Genomic DNA, 21,917 nt, shown 5'->3' on the forward strand with positions numbered 1-21,917 from the left:
GGTATAATAATCTGAAAGCTATCTAAGAATATACCCCTTTTTAAAATGACGAAAGGTTGGAATACAATATGAAAAATGTAAAAAAAGCGATCATTCCGGCAGCTGGACTTGGAACACGATTTTTACCAGCGACCAAGGCAATGCCTAAAGAAATGCTGCCAATTGTTGATAAACCAACAATTCAATATATTGTCGAAGAAGCAATTGAATCTGGAATTGAAGACATCATCATTGTCACAGGAAAAGGTAAAAGATCGATTGAGGACCATTTTGATAATGCCTATGAACTTGAACAAACGCTGTTGGAAAAAGAAAAGTTCGAGTTATTGGAAAAGGTTCAAGAAGCCTCTAAAATGGTGGATATCCACTATATTCGACAAAAAGAGCCAAAAGGGCTTGGGCATGCTGTTTGGTGTGCACGCAATTTTATTGGGAATGAGCCGTTTGCCGTTTTATTGGGGGACGATATTGTACAAGCTGAAACTCCCTGCTTGAAGCAATTGATTAATGAATATGACAGAACTCATTCTTCGGTTATTGGTGTTAAACAGGTTCCAGAAGATGAAACAGACCGCTATGGAATTATTGATCCGATTGGTCAGTTTGACCGATCTTACCAAGTTCGGAACTTTGTAGAAAAACCGAAAAAAGGTACTGCACCGTCTAATTTAGCGATTATCGGAAGATATATTTTTACACCTGAAATATTCTTATTTTTAGATAAACAGGAGATTGGAGCCGGCGGCGAGATTCAGCTGACAGATGCGATCCAGAAATTAAACCAAATTCAGCGTGTTTTTGCCTATGAGTTTGAAGGAAAAAGGTACGATGTTGGAGATAAGCTTGGCTTCATTGAAACAACGATTGAATTCGCTCTTCAGAAGGAAGAACTGCGTGATGATTTATTAAGATTTATGGCACAAAAGCTTGAAAAATAAATAGAGTAAATCAAGATAATACAAGGACAGGAGTGAATTACCCATATGGCCATTTTAGTAACAGGCGGGGCAGGATATATTGGAACACATACATGTGTTGAATTGCTAAATAGCGGATATGAAATTGTTGTGTTAGACAACCTTTCAAATAGTAAACCAGAAGCATTGAAGCGGGTTAAAGAGTTGACGGGTAAGGATTTTAAATTCTACGAAGTGGACTTATTAGATCGAGTTAAACTCGAAGAAGTATTTGCAGAAAATAACATAGAGGCTGTTATTCACTTTGCTGGTCTAAAGGCAGTAGGAGAATCTGTGGCGATACCGCTTCATTATTACCATAATAATATCACTGGCACACTGATTCTATGTGAAGTCATGAATAAGTTTGGTGTGAAAAATATTGTGTTCAGTTCTTCTGCTACGGTTTATGGTATGCCTGAACGAATGCCGATTTCAGAGGTTGACCCTCTCAGTACAACCAATCCTTATGGAAGCACAAAGCTTATGATCGAACAGATTCTGCGTGATTTATTTGTATCTGACTCCACTTGGAGTATTGCGTTACTTCGCTATTTTAATCCGATTGGTGCCCATGAAAGCGGCCGGATTGGTGAAGATCCGAATGGCATACCGAATAATTTAATGCCATTTATTACACAGGTTGCGGTAGGAAAGCTTGAGAAGCTGCGAGTTTTTGGAAATCAATATCCAACCGTTGACGGCACGGGTGTCCGCGATTATATCCATGTTGTAGACCTGGCTAAAGGTCATTTGAAAGCTCTTGAAAAAATAATGGGACAAGCGGGAGTAGAGGCATATAACCTTGGTACTGGGAATGGCTACAGTGTTTTAGAGATGGTTAAGGCATTTGAGAAAGCCTCTGGAATCGATATTCCTTACCAAATTGTCGAGAATAGACCGGGGGATGTAGCGGTTTGTTATGCTGATTCGACGAAAGCGAAGACTGAGCTTGGCTGGACAGCGGAAAAAGGTATTGAGGAAATGTGCAGGGATTCATGGAAATGGCAAAGTCAAAATCCAAATGGCTATGAAAGTTAAAAAATTATTCTAATCAACCTTCCTGCTTCTCTGGGAAGGTTTTTCTTTGGCCAAAAAATTTTTTTGCTAGTTTTATAGAGGGGAAAAAATAATCCTTTAATGTGCAAAATTTAGAAAAATATGTAGAATTTACTGTTATAATGTAATAGGATTAAAATATTTGTAAAAGTATGGGAAGGAGTTTGGAATGAAACAAAAGTTTTATAGTTTTTTAGGAATGTGTATTTTATTCGCTATTTTCCTTTTCCCCTCTGGTGCTTTTGCCGAGAAGATGGTCGTTATTGACCCTGGTCATGGCGGTAAATTCTCTGGTACCTGCGGGTATACAAAGGAAAGCGGAAAGGACCTCTGTGAGAGGGATGTTAATCTATCAGTAGGATTGAAGGTTAGAGAAGCGCTAAAATCCTCTGGTATCAAAGTCTTCATGACACGTGATGGTGACGTCGGCTTTGCCTCAAATTCAAGCGATGATCTCAGAGCAAGAACGAATATTGCTAACGGATTTATTACAGGCAATAATGATAATAGTATTTTTATTTCTATTCATCATAATGCTTCTCCAACAAGTCCCTATGTGAAGGGCTATGAAACGTATTACTATGATTATCACAACTTGGATCCGATGTATCCTTATGATCCACTCCAAGTTAAATATCTAAATGATAGTAAACGGTTTGCAGAGGTAATTCATCCAAATGTTGTAAATACACTTGGTCTGATTGACAGAAGAATACATAATGATCAAAGCTTTTATGTTATTCGAAATGCGCAAATGCCTTCTGTATTAGTCGAACTTGGGTATATGACCAATCGAGAAGAGGAAAGCAGAATTAAAACTGCCGACTATCAGCAAAAAGCAGCTCAGGCTCTTGCGAATTCAATCATTTCGTATTTTAAAGTCTTTGAGGTCTATCAAAATGACACCAAAAAGGCTACATATAAAACTAAAAATGAAGCGATAAATTATGCACAAACACTAAGCGGCAATGTGAGAGTGTTTGATAAAGATGCCCAGCAGGATGTTTGGGAGAATAGTAACTTTGAAGTCTATCACAAATCACAAGGCCTATTAAAAACTTTTGCCAATGAAGATGAGGCTATTTTCTATGCAGCTGGATATGCAAATACGAGAGTAGTAGAAAAGGCAAATGGTGAAACCATTTGGGCCAATTTCTTTTCTCAAAAGTATGACGTTCAAGATCAAGAAGGACATAGCACTACCTTTTTTGATTTAAATAAAGCCATTTCATTTGCGAAAGAAAAACAGACTGCTAGAGTGGTTAGAGCTGATTCAAAAGACATTATTTGGACAAGCTTCCCAAATGAACAGGTGACAAGGGTAATCCAGACAAACAGATTGAATGGAGCGACGCGCTACGCAACATCTGTGTCGATTTCAAAGATGCTGCATCCGAATGGATTATTAGAAAACACAGAAAAAACGGTTATTTTAACAACAGGTGTTGAACCTGCGGATGCGTTATCTGCTGGTCCATTATCTGCGATTTACGGACAAGCGCCAATCCTTTTAAATAATAGCAATACGTTACTTCCTGAAGTGAAAGATGAACTTAAGCGTTTAGGTGCAGCGAAGGTCATTATCATCGGAGGACCAGTTGCCATTTCTCCTAACGTTGAAAAGGATATTCACTCACTTGGGATCCAAACGGAAAGAATATCTGGCGAAACACGTGTAGAAACCAATTTACGTATTGTTGAAAAATTAGACTCAGTGGAAGGAGTATTTGTTGCTTCCGCAAGAAGTTACCCTGATGCGTTAGCTTCAGCTCCGATTGCAGCGGCTAATAATTGGGCGATTGTGTTAACGGAACAAAATAATATTTCAAAAGAAGCGTTAAATTATCTTAGCGGTAAGAAAACGGTGATTCTTGGAGGATCAAATGTCGTTTCTGATGCTATCGAAAAGCAAATTGTTCAACAAAATGGTACCGAAAATGTTGTCAGACTTGCGGGTAGTGATCGTTATGAAACACTGGGCAGTCTACTATGGCATTTTAAAGACCAAATGAAATCCGAAACAATAAATATTGCAACTGGGGCAAACTTCCCGGATGCATTAACAGCAGCTCCGCTTTCCATACAGAATAAAGCTCCACTGATCCTATTAGGCAGCGGATTATACAAAAATATTGAGTCATTCCTTTTCCAATACACCGAGGAAAACTTAATCAAGCAGATTAACGTGATTGGCGGACCGGTTGCGGTACCAGAATCACTAGAATCTATGATGGTTAATAAAGCAAAATAAGGAGCGAACTCTTCTCGAGTTTGCTTTCTTTTTAGAAAGGAGAAGTAATGGTTAGGTTATTCATTGCTCTAATACTAGTAGCAGGAAGTATGTCCGGCTGTTCACTGTTTAATAAAGAAAGTAAGAATAATAGTGAAGAAAAGGTCGTGGAACAAGAGAATCAAGAAAAAGAAGAAAAGAAGACAGAAGGTAATGATCCGGTCGTCAGTGAAGAGGAAGAAACCGTTGAAGCTGGTTTAAAGGGATATCGTCCAAAGGCCGGGGTAAAAAAGATTTTTATTGATCATGAAAATGTTCCATCGCTTACAGAAGAAGTGGCTTTTGAGAACGGAGACTATGTCCAGAGCGTTGTAACAATCGGGCAGAGTGCAAGTGTTGTGATTTATAAATGGGCAGAAAATGAAATCTCTATTGTAGAGACAATAAAAAATCCCGATGACCCTTATAAGAACTATCTTGAAAGCATCAATGAAGAAACCAAACAAGAAGTGATGATATCTAAATCTGACTCTATTGAAGCAAATTGGAAAGTCATCAGTGAGAATGAAACCGTAAAGACACCGTATCAAACATTTACAAATGTCTATGTGATTCAAAAAATCACCAATGAGGTTGAAGGAGCAGATACAATATATACCAACTATATCGCGCCAGGTGTCGGATTGATCAAAGAAACGTTTGAAGTCACCGGTGAGCAAGGTTATTCCGCAGAATCACTGCTTCAAAAAATCGAAGAATAAAAAATAGGGAAATCTTACATTCTTCTATTCTATTGATGAAACATGTAAATCTATGTATCATATTGTCTAGTAAGTTAGTACTATTTCATTTAATTGGGGGAGAGTAAATGAAAAAAACGATATTAGGTTTTCTTCTAGTGCTGCTATTATCTCCGTTAGCTAGTGTGCCGGAAACAGCAAGTGCAAATAGTGAAGATCCTATTGTATCCGTTAAATTAAACAATTACTTAGGATTACAAAAAAGTATCCAAGTAAATATAAATGGTAAATATATTGTAAAAGGTGATACAGATACGAATCTCCTTTCCAATCAAAATTTTAATGTGCGTATTGAAAATGGTACGTTAGCACTATATAAAGATAACAGTCTTGTAAAAAATTATGGCAATTCTTTTACCATCACTCCAGAGGAATACGGTACGAGTCATACTGTATCAGTAAATGGCAGGAAATACCTGGGTGATATGCAGTTTACGGTAACGAATAATTCGATACAATCTATTAATAAGCTGCCGCTTGAAGATTACTTAAAGGGTGTAGTTCCCTATGAAATGCCTGCGGGCTGGGACGTTGACGCCCTGAAGGCTCAAACTGTTGCGGCAAGAACATACGCACTTGCTAGAATTAATAATGTTATTGATGACACTATTTCGTATCAAGTTTATGGCGGTTATATTTGGAATAGCTCTCAATATCAAAATTCTAATAAAGCGGTAGAGGAAACAACAGGTCAAGTACTCAGATACGGAAGTAATTTGATTTCAGCTGTTTACTCATCAAGCAATGGCGGACATACAGAATCGAATTCAAACTATTGGGGTTCCGCTTATGTTCCATATTTACCTTCTAAGCCAGATCCATATGATCCACAAATTGCTTGGAAGCTTTCAGTCAATAAACAGCAAATTTCAACGAGTGGTTTAGATTTATTAAACCCAGATGCATGGTGGTCAAAGGTTTCTGAAAATCCAAATGATCAACAGGTAATCAGTAATATAAAGAGTTATATTAACAATTATGTTTCCCCAAATAAACAAATAAAAATCGTTTCTGTTCCTAAACTTGAAATTTCAGATGAAAGAAACAATAGCGGCAAAGCAACAAAAGGTTCATTAGTGGTTAACTATTTCATGAAAAATGCTGATGGCAGCTATGTGAGGAATACGGGCGATCAGTTACCGGATAACTATTCCGTAACTTTAGCAGGAAATACTCGCTATGAAACAAGTACAGCCATCGCCAATCAAGGCTGGAGCAAATCTGACGCTGTCATTCTAGGCCGCGGCGATATTCCAATTGATGCATTGACAGGAACAGTTTTAGCCAAAAAATTTAATTCACCATTATTATTAACGACATCTACTTCTGTACCTCAAACGGTATTAGATAAAATTAAATCGTTAAACCCATCCACAGTTTATGTATTAGGTGGAAAAGTGGCTATCTCTGATGATGTTATCGCGCAAATTGAGAAAACTGGAATTCAGGTTAAGCGGATTGCTGGTGAAACAAGATATCAAACAGCTGTGAAAATCGCTGAGCAAATCACGACTTCAACAGAACTGATTATTACCAGCGGAAGCAGTGAATCACCAGATGCTTTATCGATTGCCTCATATGCAGCAAAAAATCAGATTCCAATCTTGGTTACTCCATCAAATGGTCTTCCAAAAGATGTGAAGGACTACATTAAGGATCACAAAATTAGTAAGGCATATGTCATTGGCGGAACAATTGCTGTTTCGAACAATGTAGTAACTGAAATGAAAGATTTAGGTATCACTAACATTGAACGTATTGCTGGTGAAAAGCGTTACGATACAAGTGTTGAGATTGCTAAGAGATTTAACTTTGATTTAAATAATGTATTCTTTGCAAACGGTGATGTATTTATTGACGCCTTGCCTGGTGCTGCATTAGCTGCCCAGTATAATGCACCGGTCCTTCTTACACAGAAAGATACGTTCTCGAGCGCTCCTAAAGCGTGGTTGAAAGAGTTATCTTCTAGACCAAAGGTATATTACCTTGGCGGACCAGTTGCCATTAGTGAAAAGACAAGAGCGGAAGTGAAAAATACCTTCCTAGGTGACATTAAGTTATTTACACTCTCAAAAGAGAATGTCGGGATTGGAACTCTAAGGTCTATTCTTGGCGGTGCATTGTTTAAGAGTTACCATATTACAGGTGTAGAAAACAATGGGACAACCATTACTCTTAATGGTAAAGGATATGGCCACGGTGTTGGGATGAGCCAATATGGAGCCAAATCAATGGGGGATAAAGGTAAATCTTATACAGAGATTCTTGACTTTTATTATCCAGGAGCACAATTAACTAAATAATCATGAACGGGATACAGTGAGCTGCATACTGTATCCCTTTTTTGTGGTTAAAATAGTTTGTTTCGACCATTTCCAAAGCTGACTTAGTATCTTACAATATGTTCTAGCATGAAATACTGTCGGAAGGCGACAAAATTCGATATAATGGAAAATAGGCTAAATTGTAATTTTGAAAGGAAGACATATTGTGATAAATAAAATTTGTGTGGTAGGTCTAGGCTATATTGGTCTTCCAACAGCAGTGATGTTTGCGAATCATGGTAAAGTTGTCCATGGTGTGGATATTAATGAGGAAATAGTAAATAAAATCAATCGAAAACAATTGCATATAGAGGAAAAAGGTTTAAAGGAGAAGTTAACAGAAGCAATTGATCAAAAACATTTAACGGTTTCAACCAGCCCTGAGGAAGCAGATGTTTTTATCATTGCCGTTCCTTCGCCAATTAAGGACGATAAAACAGCAAATCTCAGCTATGTGGAAAAGGCGACAGAGGCCATTGTTCCTTACCTGCAAAAAGGTAACCTGGTTATTCTAGAATCAACGGTACCACCATTAACCGTAGAGAAAGTCATGCTGCCAGTTCTATTGAAAACGAACTTAGAAATCGGAACTGAACTTTTTGTCGCACACTCTCCAGAAAGGGTTATTCCGGGGAAAGTTTTTGAAGAATTGATAAATAATGATAGAATAATCGGTGGGATTAATGAGAAATCCTCTGAATTAGCGGTTGAACTGTATCGAACTTTTGTAATAGGAAATATTCATATTACTGATGCCAAAACGGCAGAGTTAGTTAAGGTAATTGAGAATACCTACCGTGATGTCAATATCGCATTTGCTAATGAATTAGCTAGAATTTGTGACAATCTTAACATTAATGTATGGGAAGCGATTAAGCTTGCAAATCATCACCCACGAGTCAACATCCATAGTCCTGGTCCAGGTGTCGGCGGTCACTGTATTGCAGTGGATCCATGGTTTTTAGTGGAGCTTCAGCCAGATACCGCAAAAATGATCGGATTAGCTAGAAATATTAATGATTCAATGCCGGAATATACAACCAATAAGGTCATATCGATTATCAAGCAGCAGTCTATTCTTAACGGGAAAGTTGCTGTTTTAGGATTGTCTTATAAAGCCGATATTGATGATACAAGGGAAAGTCCATCGCTGGACGTTATGAGAGCGCTGGAGGAACAAAAAATTGAATACAGCGTATTCGACCCGCATATCAAAGAACAAATCTTTATGAAACAAACGAAAAGTATTGAGGAAGCAGTCGAACATGCTGATTTGATTTTGATTATGACCAATCATCAGGAATTTAAAAAGTTGAATCCAGAAAGTCTTAAGGATAAAATGAGAACGAAAATAATTTATGATACGAAAAAATGTATTGATGAAGATAAATGGAAGCAAGCAGGATTTGAGGTATTCGTACTGGGTGATTCAAGCTCAAATTAAATCAGCGCTTACCATTTAGACAGGTGGTTCAAATGAAAGAAAATCTCCTAGGCGTTAATGTTAGTAACGAAACCTATGAACAGATAACTGAAAACCTTTTAGACAGAATGCGTCATCATAAAAAATCCTTTATTGTCGCAATTAACCCGGAAAAGATTATGAAGGCTCAAAGTGATGCTAAATTAATGGAGCTACTCAATAAAGCTGATTTTCAAATCCCTGATGGAGTTGGTATTATCCTGGCTTCGAAATTAAAAGGGGGGAAAATAAGTCAGCGGGTAACCGGTATTGACTTAATGATGCACCTATGTGAGGCTTTTGCGAGGAACAATAAATCCATTTTTCTTTATGGCGGCCAGCCGGGAGTTGCTGAAAAGGCTTGCGAATGTCTGAGGATCCTATTTCCAAACATTAATATTACCGGCGTCCTCAATGGTTATGAAAAGGATGAACAAAAAATTAGAAGCACGATTAATAGTGCAAATCCAGATGTCGTATTTGTTGCCCTCGGCAGTCCTGTACAGGAATACTGGATTGTGAACAATATGAATCATCTCTCAGCTCAAGTGTTTCAAGGAGTGGGCGGTTCGTTTGATGTCATTTCAGGACGTGTGAAGCGTGCACCTTCTGCTTTCAGAAGGCTTGGTTTGGAGTGGCTGTACCGCCTCTTAAAAGAACCAGTAAGGTGGAAGCGTCAAACCATTCTGCCTAAATTTCTAATTAAGGCACTCAAGGAATAAGACGATGTCAAAGTTGAAGATTTCTGTCATTCTGCTATTGTTATCAACATTGGTTTTAAAATTTTCAAGTATGATTCGCGATTTAGTCATTTCTGGACTTTATGGAGATTCCTACATGGCCGATGCTTATTTTGCATCGATGACGATTCCTAATACGATTATTCTTTTTTTGTTAACCGGACTGAAGGATGCCTTTCTCCCAAGTTATTACAAATTCGAAGTTAAGGGGGCAGGCTTCTCTCATCAGACGAATATCATAAAAAGTACGTTTCTCTTCTCGATTGCTATTGCACTTATTGGGACAATTTTGTCCCCTTTTTTGGTTGACATACTTTATCCTGACTTTAGCAGTTATGAGCACGGGACAAGTATTGCACAGTGGACGATTGCGTTATATTTTCTCTCCGTCGTTTTTGTCGGAGTTAATGCTATCTATGAAGGTTATTTTGATGCCAAGAAAAAGTTTTCTATTTCTACTTTTTCTCAAACCATTGTGGTATTGGTAACAGTTTTGTTTGCTCTTTTATTCCATGTTAGGTGGGGAATTTATTCCGTGCCTATCGGTTATCTTGTTGGAACCATTCTTTCTTTTATCTTGAAACTTGTCATCATTACTCCTAAGAAATTTCTCTTATGGAATCAAAGAATTGACTGGAAAGAGGTAAAAGAATTTTATTGGATTTTCCTGCCTGTTGGAATTACCATTGCTGTTGGACAAATTAATTTGTCTGTTAATATGCTCTTTGCTGCAGGAATGGGAGAAGGGGTGGTTTCCAATTTAAACTATGCCTTCAGGCTGATTAGTATCCCCCAAGCCATTTTTGGGGTCACGATTGCCACGATAATCTTTCCTATATTAGCTCAGGCAAAAGCAGAGTCAAATCATGATTTGTTCAAACGCGGAATTGAACGAGGCCTAGCCGTCATGCTATTGTTACTTGCTCCGACCATTTCGGGAATGGTGTTTCTGATTGAACCTATTATTCGTATCGTATACGAACGAGGTGCATTTACAGAGAGTGCAACAATGCTTACCTCGGAATATGCATTGTTTTATATGGGGTCAGTTTTCTTTTACAGTATTCAAGCTGTCATCGCCAAAGGCTTTTATACATTAGAAAAGGGCCACTATATCATGAGAATTGGACTTCTATCAATTGTTATTAACATACTTTCCAATTATCTATTAGCAAAAATTATGGGGCCAGAAGGGTTAGCATTGTCGGCATCCATCGTTGGTTTTATATATTCAACTTTAACCTTTACAACTCTATACCGAATATCCGGCGGCTTTAATATAAAATACCTATTAAAAGAAGTTGGAAAAATTGCAATCGCAACACTTCTGATGGTTCTAGTGTTAATCGGGATAAAACACTATTTTGGCCTCTTTGTGCTGGGCGATATACCGAATATCTTGATAAACACGGTTATTGGCGGGCTTGTTTTTGCGGGTGTTCTCGTTATATTAAAATCTTCTACCTTTTTAGATACCATTTCTTTTAAGAGAAGGAAACAATAAGTTATTCTATCTTTAAAACGAGAGAGGCAAGTATTTTACTTGCCTCTCATTTTATAAAAATGCAAATATATAAAAAATTGGGTGACTAGCATTGATGAAAAACAGTGTATTGATAATAAGTAATATGTATCCAAGTGAACATTCACCTACCTTTGGCATTTTCGTGAAAAATCAAGTAGTGGCCTTACGTAAAGAGGGAGTTCAGGTTGATGTTCTTGCGATTACAAATGCAAGTACAAAAAAACAGGATGTTATTTTTAAATATTTATCATGGTTATTTAGAGGGATTTTCCTGCTATTTAAAGGATATCGGTACAAAACTGTTCATGCTCATTATGTTTTTCCTTCAGGATTAATCGGCTTGTTATTCAAGCTGTTATGGAGGTCGAAATTAGTGGTGACGGCACATGGCGGGGATATAGATAAAATGGCCAAAAAAAGCCCCCTCATCCAAAAGGTCACAAAACACATTCTAAAAAAGTCAGATACTGTCATAGCAGTGGGGCAGAGGCTGTACCAAGAAATACAGGAGCATTATAGGATAGAACCTAACAAGCTGCTGCTGCTATCAATGGGAGTCAATACTAACATTTTTAGAAAAATAGCAGAAAAAGAAACGATGAAATCAAAGTTGAAGATAAATAAAGATATTCCTGTCATCCTTTTTGTCGGCAATATTACGCGTGATAAAGGATTAATTGAATTAGTAAAAGCATTCGCTTTAGTAAAAAAACAAATTTCTCAAGCTGAATTACACCTAATTGGTTCAACAAAGAATAAACCCTTTGTAGAGGAATTAACTTCCATCATAAAAGAAGAAAGAATAGAAGGCATTGTTTTTCACGATCCCAAGCCCCAAGAGGAGATTGCAGAGTGGATGAATGCAGGTGATGTCTTTGTCCTGCCATCTTACATCGAGGGATTTGGACTAGTAGCACTAGAAGCAATGGCGTGCGGTACCCCTGTAGTTGCAAGCAACGTAGGAGGACTCTCCTACTTATTAAATAACAACAGCGGAATCCTCATCCCGCCACACAACAGCCAGGCACTATCAAAAGGAATCTCCCAAGTCTTAACAAACAAAGAAACAAGAGACTCCCTCATCCAAAATGGATTAAAAAGAGCAGAAGAACATAATCAAAAAAATATCATAAACAAACTTAAAGAAATTTATGAAACGAAATAGAATTAAAAAAGCGAAAAGAAGTTCAGCTTCTTTTCGCTTTTTTTATGAGACTAAGACCTAGAACGCCTGCGTTTAACCTCATTCAGTATTAACCCATCTTTTAATAAAACCTCAAATAAAATAACAATCGTAACATAAACTAAAACCCCAGCAGCAACTTGTAAGATAGTAGTGAGTATTGACGAACCAAGCGCCAGACCAATCCACCTTACAACACCATACATAATACCGCCAGAAACGAGATAATATAACGTCTTAGGCATAACCTTTACGATATGAATATCCTTCCGCACAAAATACATCTGCGCAAGGGTAACAGCTATTTCTGCAGCTAATGTACCGTATGCAGCTCCTATTGCTCCATAAGGCGGTATCAGAATAAAATTGACAATTAAGTTTACAATGGCACCGATATATAACGTGCTGGTGTATTGCTTCATTTTTCCTAATGGCACTAAATATTGAGTACCAAAGACACCGCTCCAGGCCATGAGAAAGATCGCCGGACTTAAAATAATGATGACATTGGCACTTAAATTAAACTCTTCCCCCATATACCATGGAACAAATTCCTTAGCGACACCAGCCAATCCAAACATAATCGGAATCGCTAACAGGGTGGTAAACTCCAATGATTTTCTAATATATTCATTTGCTTTATCTAAATCGCCTTTTCCAAAGGTATTGGCCATCCTCGGAAGCATAACTATTCCTAATGAAGTCACAATCGCTAATGCGATTTTTAGAATTTTGTCTGCATAATCATAAATCCCAACTTCACTGGTGGTTGATAAATAGCCAAGCATCGTCTTATTTAAGACAAAATAGACTTGTGTCGCGATCTGCGGTAAAAAGTAAACAATGGTTGGCTTAAAATGCGAAAACACAGTCTGAAAAGAAATAGAAACAGGTACCACATGTGGTTTAACATAATACCAAAGAACAATCGATCCTAGTAACAGAGAAAGCCCCATAATGATTGTATAAAGGGTTAAATCGCTCGTATCCTTTACAAATATAAAGATGGCGATTAAACTCAAAACCTTGAAAAAGATATTTCGAGTGACAATCTTCTTAAAGTCTTCTAACCCGCTAAAGAACCAGGAACAGTCCAGAACAGTTGCTAGAAGTGCAATTCCCTGCAGCAAAGCAATTAATTTATACTCTTGGAAAAAGTAGAATACAAATACGAAATACAAGGAGAGAGAGATAAAGGAAAAAAATAATTGCAGGAAAAAAATGCTGAAAAAAGTTCTGCTTAGTTCCTGTTTATTATCTCTTGCGATTGCAACCATCTTGTTCCCATACGTTCCGATACCAAGCATGGCCAATAACATAAAGTATTGCACAATGGAATTGGTATAGGCATAGATTCCAACACCTTCTGGTTTTAGAACCCTTGAAATGTAGGGAACAGTTATCAATGGCAAGGCCATATTTAACACTTGATAAGCCAGGTTATATAAATAATTTTTTTTAATACTCAATGATGATCACCTGATTAAACAGCATGTACTGTAAGTTTTTTTATTGGTGTTTCATTTGTTTTGTTAAGAGTTTGTATTTAAGGAGTTCGTTAAACTTCCGGATATGATATTTAGAGAGCGTTAGACTTTTTACTAGTTTAGATATCCCGTTAAGGTATTGACCATCTTTCACTTGTCCTACACCTTGATGGAAGATATCCTCCGCTTCACTATACTTTTCTTTTTCACCATTTTTTATTTGATTTTGTGCTTTATTAATTGCGTCTTTCACATAGGAATAATCATTTAATTTATCCTTCTTATAAAGTTGAATTAACTTTCGTGAAATAATAAATTGTTCAAAATTATTACTTTTGGAAATACCAGTGCTTCTCATTCTGTACAACAATAAGTTCTCATTTAATTTTCCAATTTTATAACCATTGGATAGTGCTCGAAGGGAAAAATCGTAGTCTTCACTAAACGGAATGTCCCTATAGCCGCCAAGCGAGGTATAAACCTCTCTTTTTAGAAACCAGGTAGGGTGAAGAGAGATATTCCATATTTCCATTACCTTTTTTATTTCTTCAGGTGTAAAAGCATTATTATCCCACTCGTACTGTTTTTGGTCATTCTCATCAATAACAATCATGCTAGAAAATACGAAGTCTAAATTCTTTTCTTCTAAATAACGTTTTTCCTTCTCAAGTCTCTCAGGATCAGCGATATCATCTGCATCCATCCGAGCCACATATTTTCCATTACAATGCTCCAAAGCAGTATTTAAACTCTTTACCAGCCCCATATTTTTGGGGTTAGGGATAAGTTTGATTCGGTTATCCTTTTTCTGATAAGCATCCAGCAGTTCCTTTAACTGCACATTTTCGGGGTTGTCCAAAACAATAAGGAATTCAAAGTGAGAATAGGTTTGATTCAAGATCGAATCGATACATTTCTTTAACCACTCTGGTTCTTCATTGTATGTACTCATAATAACTGAAACTAAATCTCCCATGATAACCCTCCTTTAAAAGTAATCTACTTTTCAAAAACTCTAAGCATCAATTAATTCTTCAATTTGTTCTAAAATCCGCTTAATATTGAAAAAACCTCTTCGAGAAAGAGCGAGTTCTCCATACCGTTTTCTTTCATCACTATCTAGTAAGAACTGTTTCACGCCTTCGTATAGACCTTCCTCGGAGTTCTCAACAATCATACCATATCTTCCATTGTCTAATAACTCTACTGGGCCGCTGCATCTTGTCGATAATACTGGTGTTCCAAGAATTAATGCTTCTGCCACGACCAGCGGCAACCCTTCTGCCCGTGATGAGCTTACATATAAATCAGCGCCCGCTACAAACTTATAGGGATTACTTTGAAAACCTAGAAAATGAACGCTGTTTGAGACGTCTAATTGCCGGCATTGCTCATGCAGTGATTCTTTCTCCTCGCCTTCACCAATTAATACAAGGTCATGGTCTATTCCTTCTTTTATTAGTCTAGCATGAACATTGATTAATCGATCGAAGCCCTTTGCTTTGATTAATCTTCCCACCGAACAAATCGTTACTTTTTTGTTTACGATTCTTTCTTCTTTCGCTTTATCAATGATATCTTCTGCATCAATCGGATTATAGATTACATGATGATTCCCGTGGAGCTGTAATGTCGTTTCGAACCCTTTCCGGGAGTCATTCGAGACAAACACAATATCATTAAATTTTTGGTATTGCTGCTTTTCTTCTTCATCACTTTTGTAATAGTGAACTGTCCAATGGTGATTAGAGAAGTCCGTGTGAACCCAGGCGATCTTTTTGGAAGCAGGATTTGCTGAACCAGAAATTAGCTTTGTTGTACAGCCTTCTAGAAAGGCTATTTCAATATCAAAGGTTTCCTTGACATATTTCTTGTATATTTTCTCTGCAGGGAGATACTTAAACAGTTTATAAATTATTTTTCGTAATAAGGTGCTCTTAGGATTAAAAAGATAATTAATTTTCACGTGAGGAGGAACTTCCTTTAAATAGACCCCTTCATTAAATAATAACAATAAGGTAACACTGTATTTGTTCTTATCTAAGTTTTTCAAGAGGTTTATGAGTACCTTTTCAGCTCCGCCTCCGCCTAAATTATCTATAGCGATTAATAATTTCTTCATTTACATCCCTTTCCACCAATACAAGATAAAGAGACCCTCCGGCATAGGAGGTGTCTCAAATAAATAAATGTATGAAGTTAGTACTTTAGTTTATAGAACTTGATTTCCCTTTTTCCAATAACTGATAAGCATATCCGAGAACGATGAAATAATAAAGCATAAATACATCGTTTTCTAGAATATTGTAAACGACAGCACTTGTCACGCCGCCAAAAAGGAAAAAGAGCAGTAATGGGGAAATAAGAGAGCCTTTACGTAATGCCCATGTCATTCTAAAAATACCATAAATAAACAAAGCAACTAGAAGAACTCCAATAATTCCGGTTTCAGCCAAAATCTGAATGTATTGGTTATCAGAATAAAAATTCCATGCTATTTCATAATCTTTATAAATTGGTGAAGAGTAGGTCATAGTTGCAGAGCCGCCAAAAGTGGCAAAGCCATAGCCCATAATCGGCTTGTCTTTAAACACTTCGATTGCCTTTTTAACATAATATACCCGGCCATCTGCATTACTCAGCTCGATATTTTCCTCTGATAGTGCCTCTTTAAAACGGTTCAAACCGCCATTCTTTCCTTTTCCGGTATTCTCTCCATCTTTTTCACTTGGTGCTTTTTCAACAATGACATGTTTATCCATATATTCTGATAAAGATGCTACGGCGAAGAAGGTAACCATTGACGCCGCGACAAGGATGATAACACGCTTGAAATGGTGAATTTTACGATTAACAATAATATAGGCGACTAAAAAGGCTGCGACGGCCAGTACAGCTCCCCTTGAATATGTTAAAAGGAAAACGGAGAGCATTAAGGTCATCCCAATATAAATAAAAATTTTCTGCTTGCCGACTGTTTTGGCTAATAAATAAAAACTAATTAAAAATGCGATAAATAAGTAGAGGGCAAGTTCGTTTGGACCACTGATTAGACCATAAATACGTATTTTATTCGTTGGTGATAAGGTCATATTTGCCCATAACTCTGGTAAAAGAAGGGTTCTTACAGAAATCTTTTCAACGAGTCCATGAATTGATAATACAACTGCTGTAATAAAGGTAGTTAAAGCAAAATCACGTATATCCTTCTCGCCAATGTTCATTCTCTTCACAATATAATATAGAAGGAAAAAGACAAGGAATGCCCGGACCTGCATAATAATCGCGGCCAACGAAACTCCTGTCAGTAAGGCAGAAACAACTCCAACTACAAGAAAGAGGATGTAGGAAATTTCAAGTAAATTAAAACGAAATAGATTTCGAATATTATTCCTCTGATTGTATATCACTTTAAGAAGAAGGAAAAAGATCAACAGGTCTGCGATAAATTTATATCCGCTATTATAAACAATTAAAAACGGCCGAATAGGGACCATTACGATTAAAAAGAGCAGGGCAATTTTTTCATCATAAAATACAACGGCTGCTAAAAGCAGGCAAATCACAATACCGATAATGGGATTAGGAATAAATAATCCTATGATTACAAGGAAAACTCCGATTAAGATGGGGATAAATCGATTAGACATGATATTCATTAAATAGTACCTCTTTTATTTATTATCTTCATTTTTTAGATTGTAGATCGCTAATGTTTGATTTAACATCTTGTCAAAGGTCAAGTTCTTTAGGAAAAAGTCCTTACCGCCAGCAGCAATACTTTCTGCAAAGTCATCGTCTTCTAATACTTTTAAGATACTGTCAGCCATGGCGTTTTCGTCACCATAGGGGACCAAAAGACCTGTTTCATTTTGTCTGATAATCTCAGGCAGACCGCCTACATTGGTTGAAATAACTGGTTTTTCATAGGCCAATGCTTCTATTGCAACAAAGGGAAAAGCTTCATTTTCAGATGGCAATACGATTAAGTCACTATTGATATAAACAGTATCCATATTATTTACAAAACCTTGAAAGTTAATGTTAGCTCGTAGATTTAATTTGTCTGCTAATAAATTCAGTTCATCCTTTAATGGTCCGTCTCCAACGATATTTAACTTCCAATTTAAATGGGGATGGGTATGTTTTAACTTTGCCAGACTCTTAAATAGAAATTTATGACCCTTTTCCTCACTCAACCGGCCAACAACAGAGATTATTTTCTCATTACTATTTGCTCTTTTCGATGTAACTACTTTTGGCACTTTTATTCCATTATATATAACGGTAATTTTGTCCTCAGGAATGCCCTTTTGTAATAGTTCCATTTTAATAAAATTCGCAACCGAAATGACCCTATGATTTAAACGGATCATAAAGGTGTTTAACATCTTAAATAATGCAGGCATGGGAACATTGACATGATAGGTCCAAACTACCTTAACTTTAGCACCCATTAATTTCGCTAGCAGTGAAATGTAATTTTCTCTTAAAAATTGAGCATGTATGTATTGAACACCCTCCTGTTGGCAAATTTCCTTTATCTTTTTTGCTGCTTTCAGGTCAAATGGACCATTCATGGTAACTTGGTAGGTTGGTAAGCCCAATTCTTTAAATTTGTCTAAAAAAGGACCATTTTCTGAGTAAACAAAAACACATCGGTTTTTCCCAAGTGCAGCGATTAGATTTAGAACATATTTTTCTGTTCCCCCATCACCTGGATAGTTGAGGATATACATAATTTTTGTCATGCTGGATATCAGTCCCTTTAATGTGCAAAGTTAGGTGTATAAAGGTCACAATTCACAAAGATGTTTACCGCTTAAAGTATATTTTATGGAAGGTAACACGTCAAATACAACCCCTTAGGCTTGCCTATTTATATACAATATAAAGACTACCGTTAAACGCTTTTTGTTTCAATCATATTTGTCATCAATAACCTAATAGAATATAATGATTTCTGAAGAATATTAAAATGGCTTTTCATGTTAACCAGTTTTATAACTGTATGGAGTATTTGGAGATGAAATAATGAAAGACAAAAAACATAAAGTAAAAATTTTAAATGTTTTTTTTGATCATATAACCAAAAGTGTATTAGTGAACAAATTGGTTGAAAAAGTTTCACAAAATCAAAAAACATTTTTAGTTACCGCAAATCCTGAAATTGTCATGTATGCTAATAGTGACCAAGTTTATTCTTCAGTTGTCAAAAATGCGGATTACACCATTCCTGATGGCATTGGGGTCATTATTGCTTCAAAAATGATTGGTGACCCGCTATCTGAGAGAATTGCCGGTTACGATTTGTTAATCGAATTATTAAAGGTTGGAAATGAAAAAGGGTGGTCTGCCTATTTTTTAGGCGCCAAAAAAGAAGTAGTAGAAAAGGCAGTACATAATGTGAAGACAAACTATCCTCACCTTAAAATAGCTGGTTGGAATGACGGTTATTTTGACTGGGCATCCTCGCATATTTCTGATGAGATTAAGGAAAAGAAACCGGATTTAATCTTCGTAGCCTTGGGGTTTCCTAAGCAGGAAATTTGGATTTCGGAAAATATTGAGTCTTTTGATAAGGGACTTTTTATGGGGGTTGGAGGAAGTTTTGATGTCCTCGCTGGTGAAGTGAAAAGGGCACCGGTTGCTTGGCAGAAAATGAATGTTGAGTGGTTATATCGGTTAATTCAGCAGCCAAGCAGATGGAAACGAATGCTGGTTCTGCCTCAGTTTGTATATAAAGTGTTTGTTGGAAAATATATTAAGAAATCGTATGAGTAATCTTAGGAGCGAACAACGAATGAAAGTGCTGCATCTTAATGCTGGAAATGAAACAGGCGGGGGAATGGTCCACATCTTATCTCTGCTAAATCAATTCAATCGTGAAGAGTTTTATTTAGGGCTGCTTGAACATGGGACTTTTGAGACGAAAGCAAAGGAAATGGAAGTAAATACAATCGTCTTTGGACAAACCACCCGTTATGATGTATCTGTGCTTTTTAAGATTATCCAGTTTATTAAGGAGCATCATATCGATATTGTTCATACTCACGGGCCAAGGGCCAATTTATATGGTTATTTTATACGGAAGTTTACCAAGACAGTTTGGATGACAACCGTTCACAGTGATCCGAGAAATGACTTCCTTGGACGCGGTCTAAAAGGGAATCTTTTTACCAGGTTAAATTTAGCTGTCTTAAAGGCGCCCGACCATTATTTTGCCATTTCGAAACGTTTTGCCCAAATGATGGAGGATTTTGGTGTTCAACACAATAAGATTACCACCATTTTAAATGGCATTGATTTTGACAAAAAAAGTACAAATAGAATTTCTTCTGAAGAATTGAAACTTAACCCGCTGGATTTCGTCATATTAATGGTAGCACGTTTTGACCCTGTTAAAAGGCATGAACTGGCGATTTTAGCAATGGAAAAGGTGTTAAAGAAATATCCTTCTGTTAAGCTCCTCTTTGTAGGCGATGGACCTTCTCGTGAAAACATCGAAGAGCTGGTGAAGAATAAAGATTTGACGGAGAATATACGGTTTTTGGGACATAGGGAAGATGTTGAATCCTTTTATAAGCTTTGTGATCTTACACTCCTTACGTCTAAAACAGAAAGTTTCCCGTTAGTGCTTTTAGAATCTTCCAGGGAAAAGACCACCGTTATTACGACGGATGTTGGCGGTGTCAGGGATATGATACCTGATTCTTCGTATGGTTTTGTCTTAGGTGATGATAATCCTGACGATATCAGCGATGCTATTATGACTGCAATTGAATTAAAAGAAACTGGAAAGCTTCGTGAAATGGGAGAAAAATTCTTTAACTTTGCCTCACAGAATTTCTCGATTCAGTCCACAGCTGATAGTATTTATCAAACATATAAGAAGTTTGTTCACGAATAATGGTTTCATTCATGAAAAGGGTGTGCTATAATCCAATATGGTACATTCTTTATCATAAATCTACTAATATAGACATATAACGAGTTTTCGGAGGGGCCTGTATGTTGTATTTTTCAATGATTATTAGTTTCATAGCGGCAATACTCCTAACACCAATTGTGAAAAAAATCGCATTTAAAGTTGGTGCCACAGATAAACCAAATACTCGTAAAGTTCATCAAAAGATCATGCCTAGACTCGGAGGTTTAGCGATATTTTTAAGCTTCCTAATAGGAATACTGATTCTTCAGCCGCACTACGAGTTCCATTGGGAAATTATTCTTGGCAGCATGATTATTATAGCAACTGGAATTGTAGATGATATAAAAGAGATTTCACCGAAGCTTAAGTTATCTGGACAGATACTTGCAGCATTTATCGTGGTGGTCTTGGGTGATTTGAACGTTGAATTTATTAATTTACCTTTTGGCGGTCAAATAAACTTTGGATTCTTTAGTATCCCGCTAACCATGATTTGGATTATTGGGATCACGAATGCTATCAATCTCATTGATGGACTCGATGGACTTGCCGGCGGTGTTTCTACGATTGCACTGTTAACTATTGCTGGAATGGCAGCAGTTATGGGAAATCCATATGTTACAATGGTAGCACTTATTGCAGCCGTATCTACACTAGGATTCCTTATTTTCAATTTCTATCCAGCAAAAATATTTATGGGAGATACAGGAGCATTGTTCCTCGGTTATCTCATCGGGGTATTATCTCTCTTAGGATTTAAAGGTGTTACGTTTATCTCACTGATCATTCCGATTATCATTTTAGGAGTTCCTATTTCAGATACATTCTTTGCAATCATTAGAAGATTAGTAAATAAGCAGCCTTTGTCTGCGCCAGATAAATCGCATTTGCATCACTGTCTATTAAAATCTGGTTTCTCACATCGTCAAACAGTGATATTAATCTATCTAATGGCAGCTATTTTTGGTCTTGCAGCCTTCATTTTCTCGCAAGCTACCGTTTGGGGATCGTTAATCATGATTCTAACGTTAGTCGTGATTATTGAAATCATTGTTGAAAAGATCGGCTTAATCCGTGATGACTATCAACCTTTGATTAAGTTTTTAAAAGGGATAAGACCGGTTAATGCTAAAAATCGATAATCTATTAGTCTAAGAAACTTATTATGTTTCTTAGACTTTTTTGTGTTTATTGGAAAGTTAATCATGGCGAATTTCCGA

Annotated in this window: 17 protein-coding genes; 12 read left to right on the forward strand and 5 right to left on the reverse strand. The window is 36.8% G+C overall.

Going from position 1 to position 21,917, the window contains the following annotated elements; all coding sequences use genetic code 11:
- Positions 1 to 68 precede the first annotated feature (68 nt).
- The 9 genes from galU to SFC47_RS08440 all read left to right on the forward strand — a co-directional run bounded on the left by galU (position 69) and on the right by SFC47_RS08440 (position 12,261).
- Positions 69 to 938: a UTP--glucose-1-phosphate uridylyltransferase GalU gene (gene galU, locus SFC47_RS08400; protein WP_411253830.1), complete on the forward strand. Its 870-nt coding sequence runs from the start codon at positions 69 to 71 to the stop codon at positions 936 to 938.
- Positions 939 to 983: 45 nt separating this feature from the next.
- A complete protein-coding gene (gene galE / locus SFC47_RS08405) occupies positions 984 to 1,997 on the forward strand; it encodes a UDP-glucose 4-epimerase GalE (RefSeq protein ID WP_411253831.1) in 1,014 nt (337 codons plus the stop codon).
- A 187-nt stretch (positions 1,998 to 2,184) separates the two neighbouring features.
- Positions 2,185 to 4,266 carry a cell wall-binding repeat-containing protein gene (locus SFC47_RS08410; protein WP_411253832.1) on the forward strand — a complete coding sequence of 694 codons (2,082 nt, stop codon included), beginning with the start codon at positions 2,185 to 2,187 and terminating at the stop codon, positions 4,264 to 4,266.
- A 47-nt stretch (positions 4,267 to 4,313) separates the two neighbouring features.
- Positions 4,314 to 5,006, forward strand: a complete 693-nt coding sequence (locus SFC47_RS08415) for a hypothetical protein (RefSeq protein ID WP_411253833.1) — start codon at positions 4,314 to 4,316, stop codon at positions 5,004 to 5,006.
- A gap of 107 nt (positions 5,007 to 5,113) precedes the next feature.
- A complete protein-coding gene (locus SFC47_RS08420; protein ID WP_411253834.1) occupies positions 5,114 to 7,348 on the forward strand; it encodes a SpoIID/LytB domain-containing protein in 2,235 nt (744 codons plus the stop codon).
- Between the two features lie 187 nt (positions 7,349 to 7,535).
- On the forward strand, positions 7,536 to 8,813 hold the full coding sequence (locus SFC47_RS08425; protein WP_411253835.1) for a nucleotide sugar dehydrogenase: 1,278 nt from the start codon (positions 7,536 to 7,538) through the stop codon (positions 8,811 to 8,813).
- A gap of 32 nt (positions 8,814 to 8,845) precedes the next feature.
- On the forward strand, positions 8,846 to 9,553 hold the full coding sequence (locus SFC47_RS08430) for a WecB/TagA/CpsF family glycosyltransferase (protein WP_411253836.1): 708 nt from the start codon (positions 8,846 to 8,848) through the stop codon (positions 9,551 to 9,553).
- 4 nt (positions 9,554 to 9,557) lie between these two features.
- Complete coding sequence (gene murJ, locus SFC47_RS08435) at positions 9,558 to 11,075, forward strand: murein biosynthesis integral membrane protein MurJ (protein WP_411253837.1); 1,518 nt, start codon at positions 9,558 to 9,560, stop codon at positions 11,073 to 11,075.
- 94 nt (positions 11,076 to 11,169) lie between these two features.
- The gene (locus SFC47_RS08440; RefSeq protein ID WP_411253838.1) at positions 11,170 to 12,261 is read left to right on the forward strand and encodes a glycosyltransferase; all 1,092 of its coding nucleotides are present in this window, start codon (positions 11,170 to 11,172) and stop codon (positions 12,259 to 12,261) included.
- Positions 12,262 to 12,311: 50 nt separating this feature from the next.
- Here the strand turns inward: SFC47_RS08440 and SFC47_RS08445 are convergent, their stop codons facing one another.
- The 5 genes from SFC47_RS08445 to SFC47_RS08465 form a co-directional block, all read right to left on the reverse strand.
- A complete protein-coding gene (locus SFC47_RS08445; RefSeq protein ID WP_411253839.1) occupies positions 12,312 to 13,748 on the reverse strand; it encodes a flippase in 1,437 nt (478 codons plus the stop codon).
- 40 nt (positions 13,749 to 13,788) lie between these two features.
- Positions 13,789 to 14,742 carry a glycosyltransferase family 2 protein gene (locus SFC47_RS08450; protein WP_411253840.1) on the reverse strand — a complete coding sequence of 318 codons (954 nt, stop codon included), beginning with the start codon at positions 14,740 to 14,742 and terminating at the stop codon, positions 13,789 to 13,791.
- A gap of 39 nt (positions 14,743 to 14,781) precedes the next feature.
- Positions 14,782 to 15,888, reverse strand: coding sequence for a glycosyltransferase (locus SFC47_RS08455; protein ID WP_411253841.1), 1,107 nt, complete (start codon positions 15,886 to 15,888; stop codon positions 14,782 to 14,784).
- Between the two features lie 85 nt (positions 15,889 to 15,973).
- A complete protein-coding gene (locus SFC47_RS08460; RefSeq protein WP_411253842.1) occupies positions 15,974 to 17,425 on the reverse strand; it encodes an O-antigen ligase family protein in 1,452 nt (483 codons plus the stop codon).
- Between the two features lie 15 nt (positions 17,426 to 17,440).
- Positions 17,441 to 18,517, reverse strand: a complete 1,077-nt coding sequence (locus SFC47_RS08465) for a glycosyltransferase family 4 protein (protein ID WP_411253843.1) — start codon at positions 18,515 to 18,517, stop codon at positions 17,441 to 17,443.
- Positions 18,518 to 18,800: 283 nt separating this feature from the next.
- Here SFC47_RS08465 and SFC47_RS08470 point away from each other — a divergent pair, with 283 nt between their 5' ends.
- The 3 genes from SFC47_RS08470 (at position 18,801) to SFC47_RS08480 (ending at position 21,839) form a co-directional block, all read left to right on the forward strand.
- Entirely contained in the window at positions 18,801 to 19,550 is a 750-nt protein-coding gene (locus SFC47_RS08470; RefSeq protein WP_411253844.1) for a WecB/TagA/CpsF family glycosyltransferase, read from the forward strand.
- The gene (locus SFC47_RS08475) at positions 19,543 to 20,676 is read left to right on the forward strand and encodes a glycosyltransferase family 4 protein (RefSeq protein ID WP_411253845.1); all 1,134 of its coding nucleotides are present in this window, start codon (positions 19,543 to 19,545) and stop codon (positions 20,674 to 20,676) included. The genes SFC47_RS08470 and SFC47_RS08475 overlap by 8 nt, the downstream gene beginning before the upstream one ends.
- Positions 20,677 to 20,777: 101 nt before the next feature.
- Positions 20,778 to 21,839, forward strand: coding sequence for a glycosyltransferase family 4 protein (locus tag SFC47_RS08480; RefSeq protein WP_411253846.1), 1,062 nt, complete (start codon positions 20,778 to 20,780; stop codon positions 21,837 to 21,839).
- Positions 21,840 to 21,917 lie beyond the last annotated feature (78 nt).

It is taken from the genome of Neobacillus niacini (assembly GCF_046591715.1).
Taxonomy (GTDB): Bacteria; Bacillota; Bacilli; order Bacillales; family Cytobacillaceae; genus Neobacillus; species Neobacillus niacini_L.

Coding starts and splice junctions, on each gene's coding strand:
- galU (WP_411253830.1), top strand. CDS start 69: ATGAAAAATGTAAAAAAAGCGATCATTCCGGCAGCTGGACTTGGAACA.
- galE (WP_411253831.1), top strand. CDS start 984: ATGGCCATTTTAGTAACAGGCGGGGCAGGATATATTGGAACACATACA.
- SFC47_RS08410 (WP_411253832.1), top strand. CDS start 2,185: ATGAAACAAAAGTTTTATAGTTTTTTAGGAATGTGTATTTTATTCGCT.
- SFC47_RS08415 (WP_411253833.1), top strand. CDS start 4,314: ATGGTTAGGTTATTCATTGCTCTAATACTAGTAGCAGGAAGTATGTCC.
- SFC47_RS08420 (WP_411253834.1), top strand. CDS start 5,114: ATGAAAAAAACGATATTAGGTTTTCTTCTAGTGCTGCTATTATCTCCG.
- SFC47_RS08430 (WP_411253836.1), top strand. CDS start 8,846: ATGAAAGAAAATCTCCTAGGCGTTAATGTTAGTAACGAAACCTATGAA.
- murJ (WP_411253837.1), top strand. CDS start 9,558: ATGTCAAAGTTGAAGATTTCTGTCATTCTGCTATTGTTATCAACATTG.
- SFC47_RS08440 (WP_411253838.1), top strand. CDS start 11,170: ATGAAAAACAGTGTATTGATAATAAGTAATATGTATCCAAGTGAACAT.
- SFC47_RS08450 (WP_411253840.1), bottom strand. CDS start 14,742: ATGGGAGATTTAGTTTCAGTTATTATGAGTACATACAATGAAGAACCA.
- SFC47_RS08455 (WP_411253841.1), bottom strand. CDS start 15,888: ATGAAGAAATTATTAATCGCTATAGATAATTTAGGCGGAGGCGGAGCT.
- SFC47_RS08460 (WP_411253842.1), bottom strand. CDS start 17,425: ATGAATATCATGTCTAATCGATTTATCCCCATCTTAATCGGAGTTTTC.
- SFC47_RS08465 (WP_411253843.1), bottom strand. CDS start 18,517: ATGACAAAAATTATGTATATCCTCAACTATCCAGGTGATGGGGGAACA.
- SFC47_RS08470 (WP_411253844.1), top strand. CDS start 18,801: ATGAAAGACAAAAAACATAAAGTAAAAATTTTAAATGTTTTTTTTGAT.
- SFC47_RS08475 (WP_411253845.1), top strand. CDS start 19,543: ATGAGTAATCTTAGGAGCGAACAACGAATGAAAGTGCTGCATCTTAAT.
- SFC47_RS08480 (WP_411253846.1), top strand. CDS start 20,778: ATGTTGTATTTTTCAATGATTATTAGTTTCATAGCGGCAATACTCCTA.